The organism is Actinomadura craniellae (assembly GCF_003289645.1).
In the GTDB taxonomy this organism is placed as follows: Bacteria; Actinomycetota; Actinomycetes; order Streptosporangiales; family Streptosporangiaceae; genus Actinomadura_D; species Actinomadura_D craniellae.
In genome coordinates this window covers 83,131-98,234 of record NZ_QLYX01000017.1, presented here as the reverse complement: position 1 = coordinate 98,234, position 15,104 = coordinate 83,131, and the positions used below count along the sequence as shown (strand labels likewise).

The following is a 15,104-nucleotide window of genomic DNA, read 5'->3' as shown; positions in this document are numbered from 1 at the left end:
GACACCGACACGATTCCCGGCCAAGATCCGCTAGTCAACCCGTTCGGGGTGAGAGTCCTGTTACGGTCCGGACTCCTGCCGTCACCGCCGGCTAGGGCCGTTCGTATTCGCCCGTCCGGGGGAACCGCTCAGGCGCCGGGCCGGTCGCCAGCCGGGTCAGCGCGTCGAGCGCCTGGGTGGTCGAACCGGCCTGCCGCCCCGGGGCGGGCGGCCCCTGCCCCTGCCCCTGCCGGGAATCGGCGGGCCGACCCCGGCCGACACCGTGCCCGGGGTCGGCCGGATGCGCCGGGTACGGCCCCCGGCCCGGAGCGGCGGGGGCACCGTGGTTCGCCGCGGGGGCTTGACCGGGCCGGTACGGCTCCCAGCCCGGGTCAGCGGGACGGCTCGGTTGCGGCGGCGGGCCCGGTGGTTGGGCTGGTGGTTGGCCCGGGCGGCTCTGGCCGTAAGCCGGATCGGGCGCCCGGGCGGGCGCGGGCCCGGGGCCCGGCGTGTACCTGGGGTCGAACCCGGGAGCGGGACCGGTGGCCTGGGTCGGCCCGGCGGGCGGGGCGGGTGGCGGGCCGCCGGCGGCGTGCCTGCCCCCGCGGGGCGGGGCGGCGGGCAGCCCCTGTGACAGCGCCTCCACGAAGGCGGGCACGTCCTGCGCCGACAGCCGGAAGGTGCCGGAGCATTCCCCGCCGTTCCAGATGCTGATCACCATGACCTGGGCGTCCGGGTGCCAGCCGAGCCGCAGCACTCGTTCCTCGCCGCGGACGTCGAAGAACACGTCACCGGCTCTGGGCAGTGGGTTCGCGCCTGACATATCGCCCATAGTGGACTCGGTCGGCGAGCATGTCGAGACCCGAGGGAACCGCGAGGGGTGACGCCGGGCGCCGACTCCGCCCCCGTGGAGCCGGCGCCACACGGCGCTTCTCACGGTGCCCGACCCCCCGACCGGGCACCTGAGTCCACAGTATTGGCAGTGCCGTAACGCTTCGGCAAACCACCCTAAAAGTTGCCGGAAATCCGATAAGGGGACATCGGTCCAGGTGATGGCGAGATCCCCCGTCGAGTTCCGGACGCTCCGCAACCCGGGGAGCGCGCCGCCCCGGCACCGCGGAAGAGACCAGACCGGAAGGGAGCACTTCTGTGCCGGACCTCACAGGTGTGACCGAGGGGAGAGGGGTTAGGTTAGTCTTGCCTAAGTTGATCGATCGGGGAGAGCGACTTGTCCGGGACACGCCGCGCCGCGCGATGCACGCATTGCGTCGGCAGCCACACCGGTGCGCTGCCGTGCTTTGCCAGCGCGACCACCAAGGCCCGGACCTGGCTGCTCATCGAGCACCCCGGCCCCTGGCCCGAACGCATCGAGCAGCTCACCGACCCCGCTCCGCTCGCCGAGGCTATCCAGGCGGCGCGGCGGCGCGGCGTCCGCCCCCAGCTCATCCGGCGGACCGGGCGGCGACGGGCCGCCCCTCCCTTTCAGGTCTACGTCGGCCGCTCGCTCGGCAGCGACGTCTGGCTGGAGGGCCGCGAGCTCACCGACCTCCGGGAACTCGCGGAGCTGGACCTGGCCACGGTCGCGGCCGGGGGACGGGCGGGCTTCGGCGAGCCGGTGACCGAGCCGGTGGTCCTGGTCTGCACCCACGGACGGCGCAACGTCTGCTGCGCACGCACCGGAGCGCCGCTGGCGCGAGAGCTCTCGGCACGTTTCGACTCCGCCATATGGGAGACCACTCACGTCGGTGGTGACCGATATGCGGCAAATCTGGTGTGTCTCCCTCATGGGCTCTACTACGGGAACCTCGACACGGCCCAGGCCGTGTCGGCGGTGGAGGCCTACCTCCGCGGCGAGGTGTCGCTCGACCGGCTACGCGGCCGGGCCGGGCTGCCCGAACCGGCGCAGGCCGCCGAGCATTTCATCCGTGCACACTCCGGGCTGTTGGGGGTGGACGCGGTGACTGTGGAATCGGTCACTGGCAAGTCGGCCTGGGAAGTGACCGTCACCGCAGGCCAGGCCCGGTACCGGGTCACGGTGGAGACGGTCGACGTCGAAGATTCCTGCGATTCTGGGTGTGAAGAAGGTTTGGTCTCCTACCAAACAGGGAACCTTGCCCTTCTCAACGAGGCGGCCCTCGTGTAGCCTCTTTGAGGCCCCAGTCGTGGGTGCCTCTCCGCCGCACCTCCCCAGCTGTCGGGGAACAGAGCGGCAAATCCAGACGTTGGACCTTTCGGCGCTTCCACAATCGGCCGAGCGTCCATGTCCGAAATTGGTCAGCAAACCAACAAGGTGGGTGTTTCATTCATGGCTCAGGTACGTCGGCAGGCAAACCTCCCCCGTCCCAGCTGGGGCTGGCAGGACGCCGCCGCGTGCCGGGGAGAAGACCTCGTGCTCTTCTTCGGCCCCGACGGCGAGCGTCAGCCCGAGCGCGAGATTCGCGAGCGCAAGGCCAAGCAGATCTGTATGGGCTGCCCGGTACGCATGGACTGCCTTGACTACGCCGTTTCCCGGCCCGAGAAGTACGGCACTTGGGGCGGCCTCAATGAGGACGAGCGCGCATCGGAGCGTCGTCGTCGGATGCGCCGCGCCAACGCAGCCTGACGCCTTACCCGCGCCACGGTACGCGTCTCCGGCACGCGACGCCAACTCAAGCGGTACGAACGGCACAGCGGCCCCGCCCCCGGCGGGGCCGTTCGCATGCCCTCGGAGCCCTGTTCAGGGCGCGGTGTTCAGGACACGGGTTCAGGGCGCGGTTCGGGACACCGCCGCCAGCCCGGCGAGCACGTCGTCGTCGGTGAGCTGGTCGAAGTGCCGGTACCACTGCCCGACCGCGTAGAACATCTCGGGTACGGCGAGCACCACCACCTCATCGGCCTCGCCCGCCAGCCCCCGCACGGTCTCCGCAGCCCCCACCGGAACGGCGAGCACCAGCCCGGCCGGACCGCCGGCCCGGACCGCGCGCAGCGCCGCACGTGCGGTGCCGCCGGTGGCCAGGCCGTCGTCGACCACCGCCACCTGCCGGCCGGCGACGTCGGGCGGCGGCCGGTCGCCCCGGTACGCCTCGACCCGGCGCGCCAGTTCCGCGCGCTCGGCGGCCACCGTGCCCGTCAGCTCCTCCCGGGTCAGCCCCAGCCGATCGAGCAGCGTACGGTCGAAAACGGGCTCCCCACCCTCCGCGATCGCCCCCACCCCCAGCTCCGGCTGGCCCGGGAAGCCGATCTTGCGGGTGACGAGCACGTCGAGGGGCGCATCCAGCCGCCGCGCCACCTCGACCCCCACCGGCACGCCGCCCCTGGGCAGCGCCAGCACCAGAATCGGGGCGCCGGGCGGCGGATCCAGTCGCTCGGCGAGCAGGCGGCCCGCCTCCGTCCGGTCGGTGAACGGCAGCCGGACCTCCGTCATCGGTTGCGAAGTCCTGGCCCACGCCACGTTCCTCACCTCTTCGCCGTCTGAAGGAATCTGCCGTCCTCATCCCTCCCCCGAGACGCGCACCCAACCCCACAAAAGCGCATAAACCCCTACGAACTGCCTGGCCCCGGCCGAGCGGGCTCGACCGGGGCCAGGGCGGCGCTCAGGGACGGCTGCGCCCGGAGCGGCGCATCTCCTTGTGGATGATCTTCCACTTGCGGGTCTGCTCGGCCCGCAGCCGGGCGTCGGTGCGGCCCGCCATCCAGGCGGCTTCCCGGCGCAGCCGGTGCCAGCTGTCGAGCCTCCGTTGCGGCAGGTCGCCCGACTCCACCGCGGCCAGGACGGCACAGCCGGGTTCCGCGTCGTGCGCGCAGTCGGTGAACCGGCAGCCGGCCGCCAGTTCCTCGACGTCCGCGAACGCCCGCTCCAACCCCTCATCGCTCTCGTACAGGCCGACCCTGCGCAGCCCGGGAGTGTCGATCAGCAGGCCGCCTCCGGGCAACACCAGCAGTTCCCGGTGGGTGGTGGTGTGCCGGCCCCGGCCATCAGCCGCGCGCACCCGCTGGGTCCGCATGACCTCGTCGCCGCAGAGCGCGTTGACCAGGGTGGACTTGCCCGCTCCGGACGGGCCCAGCAGCGCCGCCGTCCGGCCCGGACCGGGCCGCAGTGGTTCCAGCCCGATCCCGCCGGCCGCCGAGACCGCCTGAATCCCGGCACCGGGCGCCACACCGGCCACCGTGTCCAGCAGGACGGACGGATCGGCGACGAGATCGACCTTGGTGATCAGCACGACGGGCGTCGCGCCGCTCTCCCAGGCCAGCGCGAGCAGCCGCTCGATCCGCCCGAGATCCGGCCCGTCGCCACCGGTCTCGTGCGCGGCGGGCTCGGCGATGTAGACGACGTCGACGTTGGCGGCCAGCGCCTGGCCGCTGGAGTCACCGGAGAGCCCGCCCCGGGATCCGCGGCCGACACCACCGCGGACGAACGCGGTGCGCCGGGGCAGGACGGCGGCAACCTCGGTCCGGCCGTCGGGGAACCCGCGGATCGCCGCCCAGTCGCCCACACAGGCGACGTGCGCGGGTGACCGGGCTCCGTACTCGGCCCGGAACTCGCCGGTGGCGGACAGCGCGGTGCACGCGCCCCGGTCGACCCGGACGAGGCGGGCGGGCAGCAGCCCGGCGTCGGTGTGCGGCTCGAACGCGGCCGCCCAGCCGTCGTCCCAGCCCAGTTCAGTAAGAGAGAAGGCGGAGGCCAATTCAGGCACCCTTCGGAACACGGGTGCCCGCAGCAGATGAGGTCAGCCGGGCACCCTGGAGGAATGGACCTGGGAAATCGCGCACACGGCAACGACGGCCATACAGGTCCACCTCCTCTCGCCGGGTGCCACGCCTCTCGCGGCGGCGCCCACGCTACCCGGGGGGCCGGAGGGCGGTCCAGGGGTTTTCAGGCTTCGGCGGCGAGCCAGCGCAGCGGGTTGTCCCGCAGGATCGCCCGCAGTGCGGACTCGTCGGCCCCGGCGGCGCGCAGCGCGGGCAGGAACGTGCGGAAGAGCGTCCCGTAGCCGCCCCCCTCGTACCGCGTCAGGTCGGTCATCTGGGAGACGCCGGTACCGAGCAGCACCCGGTCGCCGTAACCGGCCGCCAGCAGGTCCATCACGTACCGGACCCGGGTGCCGAGCGCGACGGGATCGTCGCCGGCGGCGCCGACCGAGAAGGACACGTAGGCACCGGCTTCGGCGATCTTGCGGTGGGCGGCCGGATCGTCGACCAGATCCTGGTGCCCGACCGCGACCCGGCCGGCGGGGAGCCCGTCGGCGGTCAGGATCTCCAGCAGGGCCAGGCCCGGCCGGCCGTGCGTCGCCACGGCCAGCCCCGACGAGTGCGCGGCCGCCGCGGCGGCGCGCAGGCAGCGTTCCTCGATCTCGCTGGGCGCCTCGTCCCAGGTGCCGACCTCACCGATCACGCCGGGCAGCGCGCCGGTGCCGTCGAGCCCGAACCCGATCTCGGCGAGCAGCCGCTCGGTGAGGCCGTCGACGCCGAGTTCGCGGATGGCCTGCGGCAGGAACGGCCGGGCGAAGAACCCGGTGCCCGCCACCACGGCCACCCTGCTGCCCGCGCTGATCCGGCTGAGCGTCGCCGCGTTGCGGCCCATGCCGATGCAGGTCAGGTCGACCACCAGGCCCAGGTCGTGCTCGGCGCGCAGCGCGGTCAACTCGGCCGCCACCGCCTGCTCCTCGTCGATCCAGCGGCGGGGGTCGGAGTCGGCGCCGACCGGCCAGCGCAGATCGAGGTGCAGGTGCTCGTGCGGCAGTACGGTACCGGTGACCGTGGAGGCCGGGATCGTTCCCGTGACGGTGCGCAGCCGAGCGGTTTCCGGAGCAGGGCTCATGCCCGACGAGGTTACCGGGAATTTGGGGACGTTTTACCACGTGAGAGGTTTTTTTACTCTTTGCCGGGGCACTCCGGGCCACAGCCGACCGATCCCGACGTTGAGCACGACCCCGTCCGGCACGTGACCATCATCACACCCCAAGCGCACCGATATACCGGACTTGGAGTGACAATAGGGACATGATCTGCCAGTCCTGCCGAGACCGCCGACACGGTCGATGCCGTGGCGGCACCTGGTGCGACTGTCAGCATCAGCCGGCCGCCGAGACCCCCCGCCGGGGGTCCGCCAAGCCGGCCGAGCCGCCCGTCAACTGGGTGCGCCAGGGATGAACGCCGCCCGTCCACATGCCGGACCCAACTGGACAGCCGGGCAGACGGCATGTCAAAGTCAAGGCATGGCTGCCGCGAACCCTCTGCTGGTGATGCGCCGCCATGTCGACTTCCTGCGAGTCCGCAGCGCCATCTGTCTGTGACGCCCCGACCACGCCCCTGCCATCGCGGGCGCGTGGCACGCCGGCGTCTTTTCCCGCCCTCGTAGCAACGCTCACCGTCGAGCCGCCTCAGAGGCCGCCGCCCCAGTGCCACGTGCCGCGCCCCGCAACGTCCGGAGGACGCGCACCGTGCCACCCCGTGTTTCCAACCAGCCCAAGCGCAAGCGCGGCGAGGGCCAGTGGGCCCTCGGCTACCACGAGCCGCTGAACAAGAACGAAGAGAACAAGAAGAACGACGACGGGCTCAACGTCCGCCGGCGGATCATCGACATCTACTCCAAGGCGGGCTTCGACTCCATCGACCCCGCCGACCTGCGGGGCCGGTTCCGCTGGTTCGGCCTCTACACCCAGCGCCGGCCCGGCATCGACGGCGGCAAGACCGCCGTGCTGGAGGACGAGGAGCTCGACGACCGCTACTTCATGCTGCGGGTGCGCATCGACGGCGGCCAGCTCGACCCCGCCCAGCTGCGCGCGATCGCCGACATCTCCAACAAGTACGGCCGGGGCACCGCCGACGTCACCGACCGGCAGAACATCCAGCTGCACTGGATCGAGATCGAGAGCATCCCGGACATCTGGGAGCGGCTGGAGGCCGTCGGGCTCTCCACCATGGAGGCCTGCGGCGACACCCCGCGCGTGATCATCGGCTGCCCGCTGGCGGGCATCGCCGAGGACGAGGTCATCGACGCCACCCCGCAGATCCGGGACGTCCACGACCGCTACATCGGCTCCCCGGAGTTCTCCAACCTGCCGCGCAAGTTCAAGTCGGCGATGTCGGGCTGCACCGCGCACTGCACCGTGCACGAGATCAACGACGTGGCGTTCGTCGGTGTGGTGAACGAGTCCGGCGAGGTCGGCTACGACGTCTTCGTCGGCGGCGGGCTGTCGACCAACCCGATGTTCGCCCAGCGGCTGGGCGCCTTCGTCAAGCCCGAGCAGGCCCACGAGGTCTGGAAGGGCATCATCGCGATCTTCCGCGACTACGGTTACCGGCGGCTGCGGCACCGGGCCCGCATCAAGTTCCTGGTCAGCGACTGGGGCGCCGAGAAGTTCCGCGAGGTGCTGGAGAAGGAATACCTCGGATACGCCCTGCCCGACGGCCCCGCCCCGGCCGCACCGCTCCCCCGGCGCGACCACGTCGGCGTCCACCGGCAGAAGGACGGCGACTACTACGTCGGCTTCACGCCCAAGGTCGGCCGGGTCAACGGCGACCTGCTGCACGTGATCGCCGACCTGGCCGAGGAGTACGGCTCGGGCCGGGTCCGCACCACCGCCGAGCAGAAACTCGTCATCCTCGACGTTCCCGGCGACCGGACCGAGGCGCTGACCGCCGCGCTGGCCGAGCACGACCTGCAGGTCGAGCCGTCCACGTTCCGGCGGCAGACCATGGCCTGCACCGGCATCGAGTACTGCAAGCTCGCCATCGTCGAGACCAAGCAGCGCGCGATGGACCTGATCGACGAGCTGGAGCAGCGGCTGCCCGACTTCGACCAGCCGCTGACCATCAACGTCAACGGCTGCCCCAACGCCTGCGCCCGGATCCAGGTCGCCGACATCGGCCTCAAGGGCCAGCTCGTCGTCGACGACGACGGGCGGCAGGTCGAGGGCTTCCAGATCCACCTGGGCGGCCAGTTGGGCGCCACGTTCGGCAAGAAGGTGCGCGGGCTGAAGACCACTTCGGCCGGGCTCACCGACTACGTCGAGCGGGTGGTCCGCGCCTACGACGCGCAGCGCGCCGAGGGCGAGACCTTCGCCCAGTGGGTGCAGCGCGCCGACGACGCCGACCTGCGATGAGCGGAACCGGAACATGAGCGGCCGGGCCGCGCCCTTCTACTGCCCCTACTGCGGCGACGAGGACCTGGTCCCCTACGAGAAGGACGGGACCTGGTACTGCCGCGCCTGCCTGCGGGCCTTCGCCGTGAAATTCCTCGGGATCGGAGCCAAGGAGACCTCATGACCACCCTGGAGATCGAGACCGACAGACCGACCCTCGACCTGCGCGACGTCGCCGAGTCCGCGGCCGAAGCCCTGGCCGGTGCCTCCGCGCTGGAGGTCGTCCGCTGGGCGTCCGCGACTTTCGGCGACCGCATCTGCCTGACCTCCTCGATGTCGGACGCCGCGCTGATCCACCTGGTGTCGAAGGTGAAGCCGGGCATCGACGTGCTGTTCGTGGACACCGGCTACCACTTCGCCGAGACGATCGGGACCCGGGACGCCGTCGAGGCCGTCTACCCGGTGAACGTGATCAACGTGACCCCCAGCCGGACCGTGGCCGAGCAGGAGCGCGACCTCGGCCCCCGGCTGCACGGGCGCAACCCCGACCTCTGCTGCCACCTGCGCAAGGTGGAGCCGCTGGGCCGGGCGCTGGAGGGCTACATGGCCTGGTTCAGCGGCATCCGCCGGGACGAGACCGTCAGCCGGCGCGAGCGCCGGGTGGTGGAGTGGGACGCCCGCCGCGGCATGGTCAAGGTGAACCCGATTCTCAACTGGTCCCAGCGGGAGATGGACGAGTACATCGAGGACAACGGCATCCTGGTCAACCCGCTGCACTACGACGACTACCCGTCGATCGGCTGCGCCCCCTGCACCAACCGGGTCGCCCCCGGCGACGACCCGCGCAGCGGCCGGTGGGCCGGGATGGGCAAGACCGAATGCGGCATCCACCTGTGAGCATCGCTCAGGTGCCGCTGGTCGCCGTGGCGCACGGGAGCAGAGACCCGCGCGCCGCGGCGACGGTGGAGGATCTGCTGGCCGCGGTGCGGCGCGGCCGGCCCGGGCTGCCGGTGCTGACCTCCTACCTGGACCACTCGGCGCCCTCGCCGGTGCAGGTGCTCGGCGGCCTGTCCGGCCGGGCCGTGGTGCTGCCGCTGCTGCTGACCGCGGCGTACCACAGCAAGATCGACATTCCGGGGGTGCTGGCCGAGGTCCACACCCGCCGCCCCCGGCTGGAACTGCGGACCGCCGCCACGCTGGGCCCGCACCCGCTGCTGGTGGCTGCGCTGGAGCGTCGGCTGGCCGAGGTCGGGGTGGCGGTCGGCGACCCGTCGACGGCGGTCGTGCTGGTGGCCGCGGGGTCCAGCGACCCGGCGGCCAACGCGGTGATCGCACGGATCGCCCGGTCGTGGGAGACACGCGGCTGGTGGGCGGTGCGGCCCGCGTACGCCTCGGCGGCCCGGCCGACCCCGGCGGAGGCGATCGCCGCCCTGTACCGGGCGGGCGCCCCCCGGGTGGCGGTGGCGTCGTACTTCCTGGCCCCCGGTCACTTCGCCGACAAGGTCCGGGCCGAGGCGCTGGCCGCCGGGGCCACCGTGGTCTCCCCCGTGCTGGGCGCCGCGCCGGAGGTCGCCGACCTGGTGCTGTACCGCCATGCCGAGGCGCTGACGGACGTCCGGGCGGCGGCCGGCTGAACTTCTTTCCCGCCCTTTCCCGCCTCTTCGCGCATAACCCGCGCACGCCGGGTATGCGGCTGCTCATGAACGAGAAGCAGCGAGCCGAAGACGTCGGACACGAGCCGGCGGAGACCCACGACCGGCGATTCGCCCCGGTCAACCGGGGCTCCGACGCCCGGGGCCGCACGAGGGCAGGGAGCGGGGAGACCGTCGAGCCGGTACCGCGGAGCGTGGACCCGGGAGGTGATCCGTTCGGCCCGCCCGGGACACGGACCCCCGCGGAAGAGGGCATGCAGCGCCAGGAGGACGCGGCCGGCGGCACCGGGACACCGGGCGTCGACGTCGGTCACCCCGACGCGATTCCCGCCAACGAGGAGGGGGTGCGCGAGGCCGAGCGCGGCGACGCCTCCCGCGAACATTGACGGTCGAATAGCCGTCGTTCGACCACGCATTGTCACCAACGGCACTTGACGGCGGCCTGATGGTCACGCAGGGTTGATCATGTGGAAGATCTCGTACGGCTGGCGAAGGCGACCGGCGTGGAGGACCCACTGATGGCCCTGACGGCGGTGGCGGAGTTGCGCCGGCGGGCGCAGCGCCTGGAGGCCTTCCAGGTCCACCGGGCCCGGCTGCACGGGTCGTCCTGGACGCAGATCGCCGCGGCCCTGGGAGTCAGCAAACAGGCCGTCCACCGCAAGTACGCCTCCCCGGGCGACCGGGCCTGAGCGGGGCCGTCAGCCGCGCGGCGGGCCGGCCGGGCGGCCGGTGCGGGAACGCCACCAGGCCGCCAGGATGCGCCGTCCCCGCTCGTGGTGCTCGTCGTCCACGATCTCGACGTCGCCCAGGACCGCCGTGGCGTGGACGTGGACGACCGGGACCGTCCGGCCGGGCGGCACCCGGCGCGTCCGGACCCGCCGGTCGCCGAGCAGGGCCGAGCCGGTGAGCCGGACCTCCACCCCGTCGGGTACGACGATCTTGACGTTGCCCAGGACGGAGGTGGCCGTGATCTGCACCTCGCCGGTGGGGACCTGCGCGTCCCGCAGGTCGAGGACCACGTCGCCCAGGACCGACAGCGCCTCGAACTCCGCCTCGACCCGGCCGACAACGCGCTCCTTGGTGTCGCCCAGGACCGCGGTGAACCGGTAGTGGCGCTGCGCCGGCGCGAACTCGGGCGGGGCCTCTTTGAGCTGCGGGAGGTCGGCGGTGATGCGGGCGAGTTCGCCGCGGGTGGCGGCCGCGTAGGCCGCTTCGGTGCGTTCGGTCAGCTCGCCGAGCGTCAGCCGGCCCTCCACGGAGGCCACGCGGAGCCGTTCCACGGTGGCCTCGCGCTCGGCGTCGGACGCCCGCACGGGATCTGGGGTGGCTGGAGTGATCGGCATGATCCGAAGGTATGTCGCGCGGAGTCCGTTTCTCCTCCGCCGCCCGGACGAACCGCACTGCCCCTTTCGGAGGACCCGCAGGCCGGACGGCCTCAGGGTCGACCCCGAACCGCGTTCTGGACAGCTGGATAGAGTGCGGGGAGGACTCACCCGCAGTAGGAGCAGCGCCGTGACACACGAGGTGTTCAACCAGGTTCCGCCGCTCGCCGGATACGACGTGGCCGACGACGCCGCGCTGCTGGCCGGGCTCGACCGGGAGGGCGCGGGCTGGGCCGCCGCCGAAGTGCACGAGCTGGGCCGGCTGGCCGGCACCGCCGAGGCCCAGGAGTGGGGCCGGCTCGCCAACGAGCACCCGCCGGTCCTGCGCACCCACGACCGCTACGGGCACCGGATCGACGAGGTCGAGTTCCACCCGGCCTGGCACGACCTGCTGCGCACCGCCGTCGCCCACGGCCTGCACGCCGCGCCCTGGGCGGACGGCCGCCCCGGCGCCCACGTCGCGCGGGCCGCCAAGTTCTACGTCTGGCGGGTCGACGCCGGGCACGGCTGCCCGATCTCCATGACCTACGCGGCCGTCCCCGCGCTGCGGCACGCCCCCGAACTGGCCGCGCACTACGAGCCGCTGCTGACCCGCACCGGGTACGACCCCGGGCTGCGCGCGCCGCTGACCAAGACCGCGCTGCTCGCCGGCATGTCGATGACCGAGAAGCAGGGCGGCTCCGACGTCCGCGCCAACACCACCCGCGCGGAGCCGGGGTCCGACGGGTCGTACCGGCTCACCGGGCACAAGTGGTTCACCTCGGCGCCGATGTGCGACGTCTTCCTGACCCTGGCGCAGGCGCCCGGCGGGCTGACCTGCTTCCTGGTGCCGCGGGTGCTGCCCGACGGCTCGCGCAACCCGCTGCGGCTGATGCGGCTGAAGGACAAGCTGGGCAACCGGTCGAACGCCTCCGCCGAACTGGAGTACGAGGGCGCCGTGGCCTGGCGGGTCGGCGCCGAGGGCCGGGGCGTCCGCACCATCATCGAGATGGTCAACATGACCCGGCTGGACTGCGTGATCGGCGCCGCCGCCGGAATGCGGCAGGGCGTCACGACGGCGGCGCACCACGCGGCGCACCGCTCGGCGTTCGGCGCCTACCTCGCCGACCAGCCGCTGATGCGCAACGTGCTCGCCGACCTGGCGGTGGAGTCCGAGGCCGCGACGCTGCTGATGACCCGGCTGGCCGGGGCCGCCGACCGGTCCGTGCGGGGCGACGCCGCCGAGACCGCCTTCAAGCGGCTGGCGCTCGCGGTCGGCAAGTACTGGGTGTGCAAGCGCTGGCCCGCGCACGCGGCGGAGGCGCTGGAGTGCCTGGGCGGCAACGGCTACGTCGAGGAGTCCGGCATGCCCCGGCTGTTCCGCGAGTCCCCGCTCAACGGGATCTGGGAGGGGTCGGGGAACGTCTCGGCGCTGGACGTGCTGCGCGCGATGCTCAAGGAGCCGGAGAGCGTCGAGGTGGTGCTGGCCGAACTGGACGCCGCGGCGGGGGCCGACCACCGGCTGGACGCCGCCGTCGCCGGGGTCCGGGCCGAACTCGCCGACCCCGCCGACGCCGAGCTGCGGGCCCGGCGGGTGGTGGAGCGGCTGGCCCTGGCGTTGCAGGGTTCGCTGCTGGTCCGGTACGGGCATCCGGCGGTGGCCGACGCGTTCTGCGCCTCCCGGCTGGCCGGCGACGGCGGTCTGGCGTTCGGCACCCTGCCCCCGGGGACCGACCTCGCCGCCATCCTCGCCCAGGTCACTCCCAAGCTCGGGGGGTGAGGCGGGGCACCGCCGACGTGACACATCGCTGTCGGCGGTGCGGTGCGCGGATCACGCCGGGGTAGGCGAGAATCGACTGTGCCCGTGCCCTGCCAATGACCCATGCCCATGATCACCAGCCGAGGAGTCGAGACGATGCCGGAGGTCTGGCCCGGCGAGCCGTACCCCCTGGGCGCCACCTGGGACGGTACCGGCACCAATTTCGCGCTGTTCTCGGAGGTCGCGCAGCGCGTCGAGCTGTGCCTGTTCGACGCGGCGGGCCGTGAGACGCGGATCGCGCTGCCCGAGACCGACGGGTTCGTCTGGCACGGCTACGTCCCCGGCGTCGGCCCCGGCCAGCGCTACGGGTACCGGGTGCACGGCCCCTACGACCCGGCGCAGGGTAACCGGTGCAACCCGGCCAAGCTGCTGCTCGACCCCTACGGCAAGGCGGTCGAGGGTGAGATCGACTGGCACGAGTCGCTGTTCTCCTACCATTTCGCCGACCCCGACGTGCTGAACACCGAGGACAGCGCCGCCTACATGCCGAAGAACGTGGTGATCAACCCGTTCTTCGACTGGGCCGACGACCGCCCGCCGCGCACCCCGTACCACGAGACGGTGATCTACGAGGCGCACGTCAAGGGCCTGACGATCCAGCACCCCGACATCCCCGAGGAGCTGCGCGGCACCTACGCCGGCCTGGGCCACCCGGCGATGGTCGACTACCTCACCGGGCTGGGCGTGACCGCGGTGGAGCTGATGCCCGTCCACCAGCACGTGCCCGAGCACGCGCTGGTGGCACGCGGGCTGACCAACTACTGGGGTTACAACACCATCGGCTTCCTCGCCCCGCACAACGCCTACAGCTCCTCGGGCCAGGCGGGCGGGCAGGTGCTGGAGTTCAAGGCCATGGTGCGCGCCCTGCACGCGGCCGGCATCGAGGTGATCCTCGACGTGGTCTACAACCACACCGCCGAGGGCGACCATCTGGGGCCGACGCTGTCGTTCCGCGGCATCGACAACGCGGCGTACTACCGGCTGCGCGACGACGACCGGCGCTACCACCTCGACTACACCGGCTGCGGCAACTCGCTGAACGTCCGGCACCCGCACGCACTCCAGCTGATCATGGACTCGCTGCGGTACTGGGTGCTGGACATGCATGTCGACGGGTTCCGGTTCGACCTGGCGTCGGCGCTGGCCCGCGAGTTGCACGACGTCGACCGGTTGGCGGCGTTCTTCGATCTGGTGCAGCAGGATCCGGTGGTCTCGCAGGTGAAGCTGATCGCCGAGCCGTGGGATGTGGGTGAGGGCGGGTACCAGGTGGGGAACTTCCCGCCGTTGTGGACCGAGTGGAACGGCAAGTACCGCGACACCGTGCGGGACTTCTGGCGGGGCCGGCCGGCCACGATGCCGGAGTTCGCCTCCCGGCTGACCGGCTCCAGCGACCTGTACGAGCACAGCAGCCGCCGCCCGGTGGCGTCGATCAACTTCGTGACCTGCCATGACGGGTTCACGCTGGGCGACCTGGTGTCCTACAACACCAAGCACAACGAGGCCAACGGCGAGCACAACCGCGACGGCACCGACGACAACCGCTCCTGGAACTGCGGCGTCGAGGGGCCGACCGGCGATCCGGGCGTCCAGGCGCTGCGCGCCCGGCAGAAGCGCAACTTCCTGGCCACGCTGTTCCTGTCGCAGGGCGTGCCGATGCTCTCGCACGGCGACGAACTGGGCCGCACCCAGCACGGCAACAACAACGTCTACTGCCAGGACAGCGAGCTGGCCTGGGTCGACTGGTCCGGGCCCCACGACGACCTGGAGTTCGTGCGCAGGCTGTCGCGGCTGCGCGCCCAGCACCCGGTGTTCCGCCGGCGCCGGTTCTTCCAGGGCCGCGCCAACGGCGCCGCCGGGCCGCAGGACCTGACCTGGCTGACCCCGCACGGCACGGAGATGACCGACGGCGACTGGCACGCCCACTTCGCCAAGTCGGTGGGGGCCTTCCTGAACGGCGAGGCCATCACCGAGCCCGACCCGCGGGGCCGGCCGGTGCGCGACGACTCGTTCCTGCTGCTGATCAACGCCCATTCCGAGTACGTGCTGTTCACCCTGCCGGACGCGGAGTTCGGCGAGCGCTGGATCTACGTGCTCGACACCGCCGTGCCCGGTGATCCGGGCGACCGCATGGTCAAGGCCCGCGACCGGGTGCGGGTGGCGAACCGCTCGATGGTGGTGCTCCAGCGGCTCGGCTGAACCGCCTGGGGGCAAGTCCGGCATATCACCCAGG

15 protein-coding genes are annotated in these 15,104 nt (G+C 72.2%); 10 read left to right on the top strand and 5 right to left on the bottom strand.

What is annotated here, in order from left to right; translation table 11 throughout:
• Positions 1–91: 91 nt before the first annotated feature.
• Positions 92–802: a DUF1631 domain-containing protein gene (locus DPM19_RS29125; RefSeq protein ID WP_146779040.1), complete on the bottom strand. Its 711-nt coding sequence runs from the start codon at positions 800–802 to the stop codon at positions 92–94.
• 405 nt (positions 803–1,207) lie between these two features.
• On the opposite strand from DPM19_RS29125, the gene DPM19_RS29120 reads away from it, so the two are divergent.
• Entirely contained in the window at positions 1,208–2,122 is a 915-nt protein-coding gene (locus tag DPM19_RS29120) for a sucrase ferredoxin (protein ID WP_111871261.1), read from the top strand.
• Between the two features lie 162 nt (positions 2,123–2,284).
• A complete protein-coding gene (locus DPM19_RS29115; protein ID WP_111871260.1) occupies positions 2,285–2,581 on the top strand; it encodes a WhiB family transcriptional regulator in 297 nt (98 codons plus the stop codon).
• 141 nt (positions 2,582–2,722) lie between these two features.
• On the opposite strand, the gene DPM19_RS29110 is transcribed toward DPM19_RS29115, so the two are convergent.
• From DPM19_RS29110 to DPM19_RS29100, 3 genes are all read right to left on the bottom strand, one after another.
• Entirely contained in the window at positions 2,723–3,382 is a 660-nt protein-coding gene (locus DPM19_RS29110) for a phosphoribosyltransferase (RefSeq protein ID WP_111871259.1), read from the bottom strand.
• Positions 3,383–3,551: 169 nt separating this feature from the next.
• Positions 3,552–4,652: a ribosome small subunit-dependent GTPase A gene (gene rsgA / locus DPM19_RS29105; protein ID WP_407642575.1), complete on the bottom strand. Its 1,101-nt coding sequence runs from the start codon at positions 4,650–4,652 to the stop codon at positions 3,552–3,554.
• Positions 4,653–4,831: 179 nt separating this feature from the next.
• Positions 4,832–5,776 carry a phosphotriesterase family protein gene (locus tag DPM19_RS29100; RefSeq protein WP_111871257.1) on the bottom strand — a complete coding sequence of 315 codons (945 nt, stop codon included), beginning with the start codon at positions 5,774–5,776 and terminating at the stop codon, positions 4,832–4,834.
• Positions 5,777–6,398: 622 nt separating this feature from the next.
• Here DPM19_RS29100 and DPM19_RS29095 point away from each other — a divergent pair.
• The 6 genes from DPM19_RS29095 to DPM19_RS29070 all read left to right on the top strand — a co-directional run bounded on the left by DPM19_RS29095 (position 6,399) and on the right by DPM19_RS29070 (position 10,383).
• Positions 6,399–8,063: a nitrite/sulfite reductase gene (locus tag DPM19_RS29095; RefSeq protein ID WP_111871256.1), complete on the top strand. Its 1,665-nt coding sequence runs from the start codon at positions 6,399–6,401 to the stop codon at positions 8,061–8,063.
• A 13-nt stretch (positions 8,064–8,076) separates the two neighbouring features.
• Entirely contained in the window at positions 8,077–8,226 is a 150-nt protein-coding gene (locus DPM19_RS29090; RefSeq protein ID WP_111871255.1) for an Insertion element protein, read from the top strand.
• Positions 8,223–8,939, top strand: a complete 717-nt coding sequence (locus DPM19_RS29085) for a phosphoadenylyl-sulfate reductase (RefSeq protein ID WP_111871254.1) — start codon at positions 8,223–8,225, stop codon at positions 8,937–8,939. Before DPM19_RS29090 ends, DPM19_RS29085 begins: the two co-directional genes overlap by 4 nt.
• Positions 8,921–9,676 carry a sirohydrochlorin chelatase gene (locus tag DPM19_RS29080; RefSeq protein WP_111871253.1) on the top strand — a complete coding sequence of 252 codons (756 nt, stop codon included), beginning with the start codon at positions 8,921–8,923 and terminating at the stop codon, positions 9,674–9,676. The genes DPM19_RS29085 and DPM19_RS29080 overlap by 19 nt, the downstream gene beginning before the upstream one ends.
• 65 nt (positions 9,677–9,741) lie before the next feature.
• A complete protein-coding gene (locus DPM19_RS29075; protein WP_146779039.1) occupies positions 9,742–10,080 on the top strand; it encodes a hypothetical protein in 339 nt (112 codons plus the stop codon).
• An 81-nt stretch (positions 10,081–10,161) separates the two neighbouring features.
• A complete protein-coding gene (locus tag DPM19_RS29070) occupies positions 10,162–10,383 on the top strand; it encodes a hypothetical protein (RefSeq protein ID WP_111871251.1) in 222 nt (73 codons plus the stop codon).
• Positions 10,384–10,392: 9 nt separating this feature from the next.
• Here DPM19_RS29070 and DPM19_RS29065 read toward each other — a convergent pair whose 3' ends face one another.
• Complete coding sequence (locus DPM19_RS29065) at positions 10,393–11,037, bottom strand: DUF1707 SHOCT-like domain-containing protein (RefSeq protein ID WP_233510888.1); 645 nt, start codon at positions 11,035–11,037, stop codon at positions 10,393–10,395.
• 169 nt (positions 11,038–11,206) lie between these two features.
• On the opposite strand from DPM19_RS29065, the gene DPM19_RS29060 reads away from it, so the two are divergent.
• Together DPM19_RS29060 and glgX are read left to right on the top strand one after the other, a co-directional pair.
• Complete coding sequence (locus DPM19_RS29060) at positions 11,207–12,835, top strand: acyl-CoA dehydrogenase family protein (RefSeq protein ID WP_233510886.1); 1,629 nt, start codon at positions 11,207–11,209, stop codon at positions 12,833–12,835.
• 135 nt (positions 12,836–12,970) lie between these two features.
• Positions 12,971–15,070: a glycogen debranching protein GlgX gene (gene glgX / locus DPM19_RS29055; protein WP_111871249.1), complete on the top strand. Its 2,100-nt coding sequence runs from the start codon at positions 12,971–12,973 to the stop codon at positions 15,068–15,070.
• The last annotated feature ends 34 nt before the right edge of the window (positions 15,071–15,104 follow it).

What these genes read in the sequence shown, in the direction of transcription:
- DPM19_RS29125 (WP_146779040.1), bottom strand. Translation starts at nt 802, where the DNA reads ATGTCAGGCGCGAACCCACTGCCCAGAGCCGGTGACGTGTTCTTCGAC.
- DPM19_RS29115 (WP_111871260.1), top strand. Translation starts at nt 2,285, where the DNA reads ATGGCTCAGGTACGTCGGCAGGCAAACCTCCCCCGTCCCAGCTGGGGC.
- DPM19_RS29110 (WP_111871259.1), bottom strand. Translation starts at nt 3,382, where the DNA reads ATGACGGAGGTCCGGCTGCCGTTCACCGACCGGACGGAGGCGGGCCGC.
- DPM19_RS29100 (WP_111871257.1), bottom strand. Translation starts at nt 5,776, where the DNA reads ATGAGCCCTGCTCCGGAAACCGCTCGGCTGCGCACCGTCACGGGAACG.
- DPM19_RS29090 (WP_111871255.1), top strand. Translation starts at nt 8,077, where the DNA reads ATGAGCGGCCGGGCCGCGCCCTTCTACTGCCCCTACTGCGGCGACGAG.
- DPM19_RS29085 (WP_111871254.1), top strand. Translation starts at nt 8,223, where the DNA reads ATGACCACCCTGGAGATCGAGACCGACAGACCGACCCTCGACCTGCGC.
- DPM19_RS29080 (WP_111871253.1), top strand. Translation starts at nt 8,921, where the DNA reads ATGCGGCATCCACCTGTGAGCATCGCTCAGGTGCCGCTGGTCGCCGTG.
- DPM19_RS29075 (WP_146779039.1), top strand. Translation starts at nt 9,742, where the DNA reads ATGAACGAGAAGCAGCGAGCCGAAGACGTCGGACACGAGCCGGCGGAG.
- DPM19_RS29065 (WP_233510888.1), bottom strand. Translation starts at nt 11,037, where the DNA reads ATGCCGATCACTCCAGCCACCCCAGATCCCGTGCGGGCGTCCGACGCC.
- glgX (WP_111871249.1), top strand. Translation starts at nt 12,971, where the DNA reads ATGCCGGAGGTCTGGCCCGGCGAGCCGTACCCCCTGGGCGCCACCTGG.